Source organism: Gilvirhabdus luticola (assembly GCF_040117515.1).
Lineage (GTDB): Bacteria > Bacteroidota > Bacteroidia > Flavobacteriales > Flavobacteriaceae > Gilvirhabdus > Gilvirhabdus luticola.
On sequence record NZ_JBEEEN010000010.1, the window covers coordinates 31,535 to 44,506 of the forward strand.

The 12,972-nt window shown below is 29.8% G+C and carries 14 protein-coding genes; 13 read left to right on the forward strand and 1 reads right to left on the reverse strand.

Annotated elements, in window-relative coordinates:
- Positions 1 to 36 precede the first annotated feature (36 nt).
- From AAFP94_RS13990 to AAFP94_RS14050, 13 genes are all read left to right on the forward strand, one after another.
- Complete coding sequence (locus AAFP94_RS13990) at positions 37 to 564, forward strand: DUF6913 domain-containing protein (protein ID WP_316663532.1); 528 nt, start codon at positions 37 to 39, stop codon at positions 562 to 564.
- Position 565: 1 nt separating this feature from the next.
- Positions 566 to 1,444, forward strand: a complete 879-nt coding sequence (gene dapA / locus AAFP94_RS13995; protein WP_316663530.1) for a 4-hydroxy-tetrahydrodipicolinate synthase — start codon at positions 566 to 568, stop codon at positions 1,442 to 1,444.
- Positions 1,445 to 1,571: 127 nt separating this feature from the next.
- Positions 1,572 to 2,384 (forward strand): outer membrane protein assembly factor BamD, encoded by an 813-nt coding sequence (locus tag AAFP94_RS14000; protein ID WP_316663527.1) that lies wholly within the window; start codon positions 1,572 to 1,574, stop codon positions 2,382 to 2,384.
- Between the two features lie 4 nt (positions 2,385 to 2,388).
- Positions 2,389 to 2,721: a DNA-directed RNA polymerase subunit omega gene (locus AAFP94_RS14005; RefSeq protein WP_316663525.1), complete on the forward strand. Its 333-nt coding sequence runs from the start codon at positions 2,389 to 2,391 to the stop codon at positions 2,719 to 2,721.
- Positions 2,722 to 2,730: 9 nt separating this feature from the next.
- Entirely contained in the window at positions 2,731 to 3,942 is a 1,212-nt protein-coding gene (gene coaBC / locus AAFP94_RS14010; protein ID WP_316663523.1) for a bifunctional phosphopantothenoylcysteine decarboxylase/phosphopantothenate--cysteine ligase CoaBC, read from the forward strand.
- Positions 3,935 to 4,819, forward strand: a complete 885-nt coding sequence (porD, locus tag AAFP94_RS14015; protein ID WP_316663522.1) for a type IX secretion system protein PorD — start codon at positions 3,935 to 3,937, stop codon at positions 4,817 to 4,819. The genes coaBC and porD overlap by 8 nt, the downstream gene beginning before the upstream one ends.
- 62 nt (positions 4,820 to 4,881) lie before the next feature.
- A complete protein-coding gene (gene recN, locus AAFP94_RS14020) occupies positions 4,882 to 6,534 on the forward strand; it encodes a DNA repair protein RecN (RefSeq protein ID WP_316663519.1) in 1,653 nt (550 codons plus the stop codon).
- A gap of 54 nt (positions 6,535 to 6,588) precedes the next feature.
- Complete coding sequence (locus AAFP94_RS14025) at positions 6,589 to 7,407, forward strand: enoyl-ACP reductase FabI (RefSeq protein ID WP_316663518.1); 819 nt, start codon at positions 6,589 to 6,591, stop codon at positions 7,405 to 7,407.
- Between the two features lie 76 nt (positions 7,408 to 7,483).
- A complete protein-coding gene (locus AAFP94_RS14030) occupies positions 7,484 to 8,488 on the forward strand; it encodes a glycosyltransferase family 2 protein (RefSeq protein ID WP_316663517.1) in 1,005 nt (334 codons plus the stop codon).
- Positions 8,489 to 8,490: 2 nt separating this feature from the next.
- A complete protein-coding gene (locus tag AAFP94_RS14035) occupies positions 8,491 to 9,453 on the forward strand; it encodes a YbbR-like domain-containing protein (RefSeq protein WP_316663516.1) in 963 nt (320 codons plus the stop codon).
- A complete protein-coding gene (gene coaE / locus AAFP94_RS14040) occupies positions 9,450 to 10,034 on the forward strand; it encodes a dephospho-CoA kinase (protein WP_316663514.1) in 585 nt (194 codons plus the stop codon). Before AAFP94_RS14035 ends, coaE begins: the two co-directional genes overlap by 4 nt.
- A gap of 79 nt (positions 10,035 to 10,113) precedes the next feature.
- Positions 10,114 to 11,685: a sensor histidine kinase gene (locus AAFP94_RS14045; protein WP_316663512.1), complete on the forward strand. Its 1,572-nt coding sequence runs from the start codon at positions 10,114 to 10,116 to the stop codon at positions 11,683 to 11,685.
- Between the two features lie 3 nt (positions 11,686 to 11,688).
- The gene (locus AAFP94_RS14050) at positions 11,689 to 12,399 is read left to right on the forward strand and encodes a response regulator transcription factor (RefSeq protein ID WP_316663510.1); all 711 of its coding nucleotides are present in this window, start codon (positions 11,689 to 11,691) and stop codon (positions 12,397 to 12,399) included.
- 45 nt (positions 12,400 to 12,444) lie between these two features.
- Here the strand turns inward: AAFP94_RS14050 and AAFP94_RS14055 are convergent, their stop codons facing one another.
- Positions 12,445 to 12,957 carry a YybH family protein gene (locus AAFP94_RS14055; RefSeq protein ID WP_316663508.1) on the reverse strand — a complete coding sequence of 171 codons (513 nt, stop codon included), beginning with the start codon at positions 12,955 to 12,957 and terminating at the stop codon, positions 12,445 to 12,447.
- Between the last annotated feature and the right edge of the window lie 15 nt (positions 12,958 to 12,972).

Genomic DNA, 12,972 nt, shown 5'->3' on the forward strand with positions numbered 1-12,972 from the left:
TACTTTTCCTACCTTTGCCTGAAACCATAAAGTTAAATGATTTTAAAGATTTTAAAAGGGTTTAAACAAAAATCTAATGAAAAATATCTGAATTCAATTTTAAATTCTCGAGAGTTAAATGTGAATAATGATAAAATAAAGAGTTTAGGTATTATCTTTTGCATTGACGAATTGGAGGATTTCGAATTGTTTAGAAATTTAGCTGAAGCTATTAAGGTAAGACCTAATAAACTAAAGATCATTGCTTATACAGAAAGTATTAAAGATGCACCCAATTTTTGGGATACATACTATCATTCTGAAGATTTTGGTTGGAATGGTAAAATTAAAAACGTAGAATTGCAATCTTTTTTAGACATTAAATTTGATGCTTTAGTTAGTTATTATGAAAAAGACATATTAGAGCTTAAGTTGTTAACAGCAATGTCTAAAGCAAAATTTAAAATAGGAATACTTAAAACAGACCAACGATTAAATGATTTTATCATTAAAACAAAGTTGAAGGAGTTTTATTTATTTAAAAGAGAACTAATTAGATATTTAAACATTTTAAAGAAGATATAAAATGAATAATAAATTTTTGGGTACCGGTGTTGCTTTGGTGACACCATTTAATGAAGATTTGAGTGTAGATTTTGATGCTTTAATTAATGTTGTAAACCACAATATTGAGAATGGAGTAGAATACCTCGTGATTAGTGGAACAACTGGTGAAAGTGTAACTATTACAAAGCAAGAGAAAAAGGAAATTACAGATAAGATTATTAAAACTAATAATGGAAGAGTTCCTTTGGTTTTAGGAATTGGAGGCAATAATACGGATGCCATAATTGAAGAAATTAAAACTACAGATTTAAATAATATTGATGCTATTTTATCTGTTTCACCATATTATAGCAAACCTACCCAAGAAGGTTTATATCAGCATTTTAAGACTATTTCAGAAGCTTCACCTGTTGATGTTATTTTGTATAATGTACCAGGAAGAACATCCAAGAACATGGAACCAGAAACAACCTTACGTCTGGCTAACGATTGTGAAAATATTATTGCGATAAAAGAGGCAGGAAACAATGTTGCTCAATATTTAAAATTATTAAAAGATAAACCTGAAGATTTTTTAATCATTTCAGGTGATGACGATCTAGCTCTTGGTATAGTGCTGGCTGGAGGAGCTGGTGTGATATCGGTTATTGGGCAAGCCTTTCCAAAGGAATTTTCAGAAATGATCAGGCTTGGCTTACAAGGCAAAGCTAAAGAAGCATACAAATTACATTACAGACTAATGGATGTAACTGGTTATATTTTTGAAGAAAATAATCCTGCAGGTATTAAGGCAGTTTTGCAAGCTTTGAATTTATGTGAAGATTTTGTAAGATTACCTTTGGTTCCAGCGTCGCAACAACTAAAGGATAAAATAAGAAAATTTGCTGAACGTTTTTAATATTATTTACAAACGTTAAATAATACTTAAACCTAATGATTACCTATTGTTATCCATTATTTTAGCCAGAAAAATATATTTTTTAATTAGATAATAATAGTTTAATTTTGCAACTTGTTTAAAAATAATGAAGAAATTCTTATACATACTTGTTTTTTTTACGATTTTAAGTTCTTGTAATGAATATCAAAAGGCACTAAAGTCTGAAGATATCGCCACTAAATTTAAAATGGGAGAAGAACTTTACAACGAAGGTAAATTTAGTAAAGCAAATAAGTTATTTGCCCAAATTGTACCAGGTTACCGTGGAAAACCACAAGCTGAAAAATTAATGTATTTATATAGTCTTTCGTTTTATGAAATGAAAGATTACTATCTAGCGGGTTACCAATGTGAAAGATTTGCCGATTCTTATCCGCAAAGCGAAAAAATAGAAGAGGTTTCATTTATTGGAGCAAAAAGTTATTACATGCTTTCTCCTGTTTATACCAAAGATCAAAAAGATACAAAGGAAGCTATTGAAAAATTACAAGGATTTATCAATCTTTTTCCAAACTCTGAATATACATCAGAAGCAAACACTTTGTTGCAGGAATTAGATTATAAATTAGAACTTAAAGCTTATAGTATTGCTAAACAGTATAATCACTTATCTGATTATGAACCTTCAATAAAAGCTTTTGATAATTTTATTTTTGATTTTCCTGGGTCTAAATTGTTGGAAGACGCCTTATTTTATAAATTAGACTCAGCTTACAAATTAGCAATTAATAGTGTAGAATATAAAAAGCAAAATCGTTTGGAAGCTGCAAAGTCTTACGCAGATGCTTTTTTAAAAAGATATAGCGGTTCAGAATATATAGAAGAAGTTAACAATATGGTTTCTGTTATTGATGAACAATTAACAAATTTCACGAATATAAGTACAGCCAAAATTTAATTTTATGATAGATTTAAAAAATCCTAACATTCCTGTTAACACCACAACTTACGATAGAAATCAAGTTGATGAGCCAACAGAAAATATCTACGAAGCTATTTCGATTATTTCTAGAAGAGCAGAGCAGATCAATGTGGAAATTAAAAAAGAACTTATAGACAAATTAGAAGAGTTTGCAACTTATAATGACAGTCTAGAAGAAATTTTTGAAAACAAAGAACAAATTGAGGTGTCTAAATTTTATGAAAGGCTTCCAAAACCTCATGCCATAGCCATTCAAGAATGGTTAACAGATAAGATATACTATAGAAATACAGAGGAAGATTCTCAAGAATAATTTTTCCAAATGTCAATATTAAGCGGCAAGAATATACTATTGGGCGTAAGCGCAGGTATTGCCGCTTATAAAACGGCTTCTTTAGTTAGACTTTTTATAAAAAAAGGAGCCAATGTTAAAGTGGTAATGACACCTGCGTCAAAAGACTTTGTTACACCTTTAACCTTATCTACACTTTCTAAAAATCCTGTTCATTCTTCATTTACCAATGAAGAAGATGAGAACGCCAGTTGGAATAACCACGTGGAACTAGGTCTATGGGCAGACCTTTTTATTGTAGCTCCAGCAACAGCAAACACACTTTCTAAAATGGCTAATGGCAGTTGTGACAATTTACTGTTGGCAACATATTTGTCAGCAAAGTGTCCTGTATATTTTGCTCCTGCAATGGATTTAGATATGTATAAACACCCTTCAACTTTAAGATCGTTTAAGCTTTTAAAAGATTTTGGAAATATTATAATTCCTGCGACTTCTGGTGAATTGGCTAGTGGATTGGTCGGAGAAGGCAGAATGGCAGAACCAGAAGATATAGTTTCTTTTATAGAAAATCATATTCTTGATCAATTACCTTTAAACGGTAAAAAGGTTTTAATAACAGCTGGTCCAACTTACGAAGCTATAGATCCTGTTCGTTTTATTGGAAATCATTCAAGCGGTAAAATGGGATTTGAATTGGCAAAAGTTTCTGCAAACCTTGGAGGAGAAGTAATTTTAATTACTGGCCCTTCGCATGAAAAAGTAACTCATAGTTTAATAAATACAATACCGGTTACCAGTGCTCAACAAATGTATGATGAGGTTCATGCTCATTTCAATAATGTTAATGTGGCTATTCTTTCGGCAGCAGTTGCAGATTATAGACCAAAAGAAGTTGCCGATCAAAAAATAAAAAAGAAGGACAAAACGTTAACTTTAGAGTTAGAAAAAACAGTTGATATTTTAGCATCTTTAGGTGAAATAAAAAAACATCAGTGCCTTGTTGGCTTTGCATTAGAAACCAATAATGAATTGGAAAACGCAAAAGCAAAACTAAAAAAGAAGAATTTAAATTTAATTGTTTTAAATTCGTTGAATGACAAAGGAGCTGGTTTTAAAAAAAACACTAATAAAGTGACTATCATTGACCATTATGATAATATCACTCGTTATGAATTAAAGCCTAAATCTGAAGTTGCTAAAGACATTTTAACAGAAATAATAAAACAATTAAATGCGTAGTTTCTTAATAATTTTATTCTCTTTTTTTGGCTTCTTAAGTTTTTCACAAGAATTAAATTGTACTGTTGTGGTAGATGCTACACAAACGGGTGATGAGAATTTACCAATATTTAATACTTTAGAAAGACAACTCACAGAGTTTATTAATAACACTACTTGGACTAACAAGACTTTTGCAACACAAGAACGAATAGAGTGTAGCATGTTTATCAATATTTCACAACGTTCAGGAGACGCCTTTAATGCTACATTACAAGTTCAGTCTTCAAGACCAGTTTTTGGATCTTCATACAGCACACCTATCTATAATTTTAACGATCGTGATTTTACTTTTAGGTATTCGGAGTATCAGAATATGATTTACAATCCAAATCAATTTGAGTCCAATTTAATCTCTGTTATAGCATTTCATATACAAATGATTTTTGCATTAGATGCGGATTCATTCTCCTTGAATGGAGGAGATCAATATTACAGGCAAGCTCAAAATATTGTTAATTATTCTCAACGGGATAATACTAAAGGGTGGAAACTTGAAGACGGTCTTCAAACACGTTATATACTAATTGATAATATCTTATCTCCTACTTTTAAAGAGTTTAGAACAGTTATGTATGAATACCACAGAGAAGGTTTGGATGTCATGAGTGAAAACCCTAAACAAGGTAAACAAAAAATTGCTGCAAGTCTCCAAGATTTTAATGCAATGAATAGTAGAAGGCCTAATTCTTATTTGTTACGAACTTTTTTTGACGCTAAAGGAAATGAAATACAAGAAATATTTTCAAGTGGACCTAGTATAAATACTGCTACTCTCGTTGAAACATTAAATAAAGTATCTCCTACTCAAGCAAGCAAATGGAGAAATATTAAGTAAGTTTTAATTTGCAACAAAATTAAAACTCGACTATATTTAATTCTATTTAATAACTCAATACATTGCTCACATCACTTTCAATAAAAAATTATGCATTAATAGATAACCTAGATGTTAATTTTAACAATGGATTAACCATAATAACTGGTGAAACAGGAGCAGGGAAATCTATTCTATTAGGTGGGCTTTCATTAATTTTGGGAAAGCGAGCAGATTTAAGCAGTATCAAAGACGCAAGCAAAAAATGCGTTATTGAAGCTGTTTTCGATGTTACCAATTATAACCTGAAAAATATTTTTAAAGAAGAAGATCTCGATTATGAAGAGCAAACCATCATAAGACGAGAAATTCTTCCATCTAGCAAATCCAGAGCATTTATTAATGATTCACCTGTAAATTTAGATAGCTTAAAGCGATTAGTAGAACAACTTATCGATATTCACTCACAGCATCAAACATTAGAGTTAGTAAGTAATGATTTTCAATATCAGGTCATCGATTGTTTAGCAAATAATGAAAAATTATTGGAAGATTACACAAATGAGTTAAATGACTTTAAAAAACTTGAAAAAGAACTTCAAGAACTTATAAAATTTCAGGCTGAAGCTATAAAAGAACATGATTACAACTCGTTTCTTTTAAATGAATTAACAGAAACCGAGCTTGAAAATATTAATCTTCAAGAGCTTGAAGAAGAATACGAAACTTTAGATAATATTGAAGACATTACAGAAAAATTATCTTATTCTAATCAACTATTAAATAACGAAGATATTGGGTTGTTAAAAACACTTTTAGAGTTAAAAAACACAATTCAAAAGCTTTCAGGTTTTTCAACTAGATATGAAGCTTTATTTAACAGAATAGATAGCAGTCTTATCGAATTGAACGATATTCAGAATGAAATAGAATTGCTTAAAGAAAGTTTAGAGACCAATCCGGGTAGATTAGAAGAGGTTAACTTTCAATTACAGACACTTCATAATTTAATGCAGAAACATGTTGCCCAAGATGTTGGGGAACTGATTGAAATCAGAAACAAATTGAACGATAAAGTTTTGGTTACCCAAAACATGGAAGAAACAATAATACAAAAGAATAAAGATATTTTAGAAACAAAGGCTGTACTGCTAAATCTTTCAAAAAATATTCATAAAAATAGAAAATCAGCAATACCTTTATTAACAAAACAATTAGAAGACATCCTAAAAAGTTTAGGAATTCCAAATGCAAAATTCAACATCGAATTAAATAATACAGATACTTTTTATAAAAATGGTTGTGACGATTTAATTTTTTTATTTTCAGCCAATAAAGGCGGTAATTTCAATGAATTAAAAAAGGCAGCTTCAGGAGGAGAACTTTCCAGAATTATGCTAGCTATAAAATTAATTTTATCAAATTATGTACAATTACCAACCATTATGTTTGATGAAATTGATTCTGGAGTGTCTGGAGAAATCGCAAATAGAATGGCAGATATCATGTTGCAAATGAGTAAAACTATGCAGGTTTTCACCATTACACATTTACCACAAATTGCAGCAAAAGGACATACACATTTTAAAGTCTTTAAAGAAGATATTGACGATGTTACACAAACAAGTTTAACAAAATTAAATCACGACGAACGTGTTGTAGAAATTGCACAAATGTTAAGTGGTATAGAATTATCGACTTCTGCAATTGCCCATGCAAAACAATTATTGAATTAATAGTATATTTATACTCTATTATAGACCAATACTAAAAAGTAAAACGAACTAAACATGTCATACAACTTATTGAAAGGAAAAAAAGGAATCATTTTTGGAGCATTGGATGCCAATTCCATAGCTTGGAAAACAGCAGAAAGAGTTCATGAAGAAGGAGGTCAGTTTGTGCTTACAAATGCACCAATAGCTATGAGAATGGGGCAGATTAATGAACTTGCAGAAAAAACAGGATCTCAAATTATTCCTGCTGATGCAACTTCTATTGAAGATTTAGAAAATCTAATAGAAAAATCAGTGGAAATTTTTGGAGGCAAACTTGATTTTGTTTTGCATTCTATAGGAATGTCTATTAATGTAAGAAAAGGACGAGCTTACACAGATCAAAACTACGATTGGACTCAAAAAGGAACAGATGTATCAGCTATGTCTTTTCATAAAGTAATGCAAACACTTTATAAGAAAGATGCAATGAACGAATGGGGAAGTATAGTGGCTTTAACTTATATGGCTGCCCAACGTGTATTTCCAGATTATAATGATATGGCAGACAATAAAGCATATTTAGAAAGTATTGCACGTAGTTTCGGTTATTTCTTTGGAAGAGACAAAAACGTTCGCGTTAATACTATTTCACAATCACCTACACCAACAACTGCAGGTCAAGGTGTTAAAGGCTTCGACGGCTTTATTGCTTATGCAGATAAGATGTCTCCTTTAGGAAATGCTACTGCTTTAGATTGCGCAAATTATACAGTTACCTTATTTAGTGATTTAACCAAACGTGTTACGTTACAAAATTTATTTAATGATGGTGGCTTTAGTAATATGGGAGTTAGTAATGAAGTTATGGAAGCTTTTATGAAAGAAGAATAAAAATTTCAAAATATTATGTAATTAGCCACCTTTTTTACGGTGGCTTTTGTTTTTTGTTTAATTACATTTGTAATGTATGAAAGTTCAAGATTTTTCATTTATTATTCCTGTTTATAATAGGCCTGAAGAGGTTAAAGAACTTCTTGAAAGCTTTGTTAACTTAAATACCAACAAAACATTTGAAATAGTAATCATTGAAGATGGATCTCCATTGCCCTCAAAACAAGTAATTGACAGCTTTACGGATAAGCTGAATATATCATATTATATAAAAAATAACACAGGACCTGGAGATTCTAGAAATTTTGGAATGCAAAGAGCCAAAGGCAATTACTTTATTATTCTGGATTCTGATTGTGTTCTTCCAAAAGAATACTTGAATAATGTTATTTCTAGCTTGAACGCAGAATTTACAGATTGTTTTGGAGGGCCAGATGCAGCAGATAATTCGTTCACTAATCTTCAAAAAGCTATAAATTTTGCCATGACATCTTTTATAAGTACTGGTGGTATAAGAGGAAAAAGTCAAAGTATTAATGAGTTTCAACCAAGAAGTTTTAATATGGGAATTTCAAAAACTGCTTTTGAAGCCTCTAAAGGATTTGGTAGAATTCATCCTGGAGAAGATCCAGATTTATCAATTAGACTTAAGAAGTTAGGTTTTAATACCAAACTTATTTCAGAAGCGCTTGTTTTTCATAAAAGAAGGATTTCATGGTCAAAGTTTTATAATCAAGTTTATAAATTCGGACTAGCAAGAGGTATATTAAACAAGTGGCATCCTAAAACTAAAAAGATTACGTATTGGTTTCCAAGTTTGTTTATTCTAATGTTTGTCGCCTCTCTTATTTGTTACTTTTTGAATTTTAAATGGCTTTTAATTGGCTTTACTATTTATTTTACGATGGCATTTATTATTTCGTTAATTTCAAACAAAAATATAATTGTGGCTATGTTATCAGTTTTTGCAATTGGAATACAGTTTTATGGTTATGGTTATGGTTTTTTGAAATCGACTTTTTTTATTGATTTATTGAATAAAGACCCAGAAGAACAGTTTCCTAATTTATTCTTTAAATAAAAATGAGTACAATAAAATCAAAAATATTCTCATTATTTAAAAGTGGAAAACTGAATGTATTTCTACTCTTTTTATTGCTATCGTTTGCTATTTTAATATTAACTAAACTCTCAAAAACCTATACGAATACAATAACATTTGACATCATAAAGAAAAACATCCCCGAAAATCATGTAGTTTTAAGTGATTCTAATGCAAAATTAAATGTAACTATAAAAACATTTGGATTTAATTTGCTTCCATATTATTTAAAAAGACCAAAACTCAATATTGATTTTGAGACTAATGTAATTAAAAATGATTCCGCATATATTTGGACTAAAGAAAAAGGCTTTCCAGAATTAAATTCACAATTTGACAAACAAATTGAAGTTGTTAATATTAATCCTGATACATTACGTTTTAGATATGATAAGAACTTGGTTTTAAAAGTACCTATTAAACTCCATTCAAATATTCAGTATAGTCCTGGTTATGATATTAGAGATTCCATTGTTTTAAATCCAGATTCTATCAAAGTTATTGGGCCACATGGCGTAGTTTCCAAAATAGACCATATTTTAACAGAAGAAGTCATTCTCAAAAATATCAAATCAAACATATCAAAAACTGTCAAATTACAGTTGCCAGATAGTATAAAAGATATTAAATTTTTGGAAAACAAAGTTACTTTGAAGGCTATGGTTGAAAAATTTACTGAAGGAGAACTTAAAATCCCTGTGTTTGTTAAGAATGTCCCAGACAGCATTTCTCTAAAATATTACCCAAAAGAAGTAGACGTTTATTATTACACAGGTTTGAGCGATTTTAATTCGATAGCAGTAAAAGATTTTATTGTAGAATGTGATTATAGTAAAATAGATAGTGAACATGAGTATTTAACACCACAAATTACCAAGAAACCAAAGGTTGTTAAATCTACTAGAATTGGGCAAAATAGAATAGAATTTATAATTATAGAATGATAATAGTTGGTCTAACAGGTGGTATTGGGAGTGGAAAAACTACGGTAGCAGAAAAGTTTAAAGCTTTAGGGATTCCTATTTACATTGCGGATGAAGAAGCCAAGAAACTTATGAAATCTTCAAAAATTATTAAAAGAAAATTGAAAAGTCTTTTTGGAGAAGAAACATATCTAAATGATGATTTAAATAGACCGTTTATTGCTAATAAAATATTTAATAATAAAGACCTTTTAGATAAAATGAATGCCATTGTTCATCCTAGAGTTAAAAGACATTTTGAACGATGGTTAAATAAACAAACCTCTATATATGTTATTAAAGAATCTGCCATTTTATTTGAAAATAACTTGCAAGAGCAGTGCGATTTTGTCATTTTGGTTACAGCTCCAAAGAGGTTGAGGATAAACAGACTAATAGAGCGAGATTACACAACTAAAGAAAAGATTGAAGCCATAATGAGCAATCAATTAAGTGACGAAGAAAAAATAAAGCGTTCAGATTTTGTTATTACAAATACCACTTTAGAAAGCACTTACAAACAAGTAGAAACCATACATAAGAAGCTTCTTAAAAAACGTTAAAAAACAAAAATTTTAACATTTTTGTTAATGTAAGGTTAAATGCTAAGGCAACTAAATGTTAAAATGTTAATTTTGATTGATGAGCAAAAGAATATTCATCCTATTGGTGCTATTAATGAGTTTATCACTTATAGGTATCATATTTGTTCAAGCGTATTATATTAATAATTCGGTAGAAAATAAAGAAGAACAATTTACCTACAATGTAAAGCGTATTTTAATAGATGTTTCAAGCGGTATTGAAGAAAGAGAATATACAGAATACGTCTATAAATTTCAGGATTTAATGGCTAGAGGTGTCAAGGTTGACACTACAGCAATTAAGAATTTATATATTGTTCAGGATGATCAGGATTCTAACGAAACGCTCATTTACAGAAACGGTATTTTAGAAGAAAACTATAAATTATCGTCATCGCTCTTTGACATAGGTTTAGATAGTATTAATATAAAAAGAATACTTAACGAACGGGAAACAAAAATTTATAAAAGCTCTGATATTGAAAGCAGTTCAGGTTTTAGCCCAGAAGAACGTCTACTCTTAACAGAAAAGATTTCTAGAAGTGATGAGATTGTTTTTGAAACCACCTATAAAGATATTGCTTACAGAACTCCTATACATAAAAGAGTTTCCAAGAATGAAATACAAGAACTTTTGTATAGAAAACTTCGTGAAGTAGATATTGATATTAATTATGAGTTTGCCATTTATGCCAATGATTTAGCAACAAAAGTGCAAAGTGATGGGTTTGAGCTTCAAAAAGCTTCAACCTATAGTGTTCCAATTTTTTATAACGAGAATAATATTAGTAATTATAATTTATTAGTAAATTTTCCAGAACGAAATAAATTTATTTTATCATCAATCATTGGGATGACATTATTATCCGTCATTTTTACGCTCATAATCATTATTGCTTATACAAGTGCCTTGTACCAGTTGATCAAGCAACGTAAAATTTCTGAAATCAAAACAGATTTTATTAATAACATGACGCATGAGTTCAAGACTCCGATAGCAACTATAAACTTGGCTTTAGATTCAATAAAAAACCCTAAAGTTATTGATGATAAAGAAAAAGTGAAGCGCTACCTTAATATGATTAAAGACGAGAACAAGCGTATGCATGCACAGGTAGAAAACGTATTAAGAATATCTAAACTAGAAAAAAACGAACTAAACATTAGTAAGGATAGGGTTAAGTTACACGACTTAATACTAGATGCTTTAACTCATGTAGAGTTAATTGTTGAAAATAAAAATGGGTATATAAAAACTCGATTGGATGCCGATAAATCCTCTGTTCTTGCAAACGAGTCCCATTTTACTAATGTTATTGTTAATATTTTGGATAATGCGATAAAGTATTCGCCAGAAAAACCTCAGATTGAAGTTTCAACAGAAAATGTAGGAACCAATATTTTGTTGAAAATTAAAGACCATGGTAGCGGGATGAGTAAAGCTGCACAAAAAAGAGTGTTCGAAAAATTTTATAGAGAGCACACAGGAAATATACATAATGTTAAAGGTCATGGATTAGGCTTGGCATATGTAAAACGAATAGTAGAAGACCATCAAGGTCATGTTTCAGTAGAAAGTGAAAAAGGAAAAGGAAGTACTTTTATTATAAAACTTCCGTTAATATCATAAATTATGGACGAACAAAACAAGAAAATTTTATTAGTAGAAGACGACCCAAATTTTGGAACTGTGCTTAAAGACTATCTTATGATGAATGACTATGATGTTGTTCATGCTAAAAATGGGATGGAAGGTTTCGAAAAATTTAAAAAGGATGATTTTGATCTTTGTATTCTAGATGTCATGATGCCTTATAAAGATGGTTTTACATTAGCAAAAGAAATAAGAGAGAAAAATGCTGATGTTCCAATTATTTTCTTAACCGCTAAAGCAATGAAAGAAGATGTTTTAAAGGGTTATAAAGTCGGAGCTGATGATTACTTAAATAAACCTTTTGACAGTGAGGTGCTATTAATGAAAATTAAAGCAATCATTGCCAGAAAAGCTTCAGATACAATAGCCGATAGCAAGCAGTTTGAATTTACAATAGGAGATTTTCATTTAAATTCTAAACTTCGTTTTTTACGTTTTAGAGGTGGAGACCCAATTAAATTATCTCCTAAAGAGTGCGAATTATTACGTTTATTGGCTTTACATGAAAATGACCTAATGCCTAGAGAATTAGCTCTAACTAAAATTTGGAGAGATGATAATTATTTCACCTCAAGAAGTATGGACGTATATATAGCTAAGTTACGTAAATATTTAAAACCTGATGAAAAAGTTGAGATATTAAATATTCATGGAGAAGGTTTTAGGCTAGTAGTCAATGCAAGTGTTTAATAATAAATAGTGTAAATAAAAAAGCCAGCTAGAAAGCTGGCTTTTTTATTTGAATTTATTAAAATCATACATTACATAAGCATCATTATATGATGTTTCATTTATGGTATTGTTTTCTGAAGAATCATAATCAACCATAATTTTCCATGATGAACTTTCCATTTTTAAGATAACATGAAATTTTCCAAAATAAGACTTTTCAATATCTGAATTTGGATTTCTAGTTAGTTTATAAATTCCACGTTCAGAAGCAATACTATCATTACAAATACGCTCTAAAAATCTAAATGAAATGGTTTTATTCAATGACTTGTTTTGCCACCTTTGCTTATAACCGCTTAAATAATTTTCTTTATCTCTGATGTTCTTACTATCTCCTCCAATTCTAATAAAATCTTCGGAGTGTAGACTTCCAAACAACTCAAAGTCTAATGTCTCAAATGCTTTGGTGAAATTATTCCAAATCTGTTTATTTATTTCTTTCAGGTTAGTATTATCTTGAGCTCTGATAACGAAGCAATATAGAATGAATATAAGGCATAAATAATTTCGCTTCATTTTAAATAATTTACA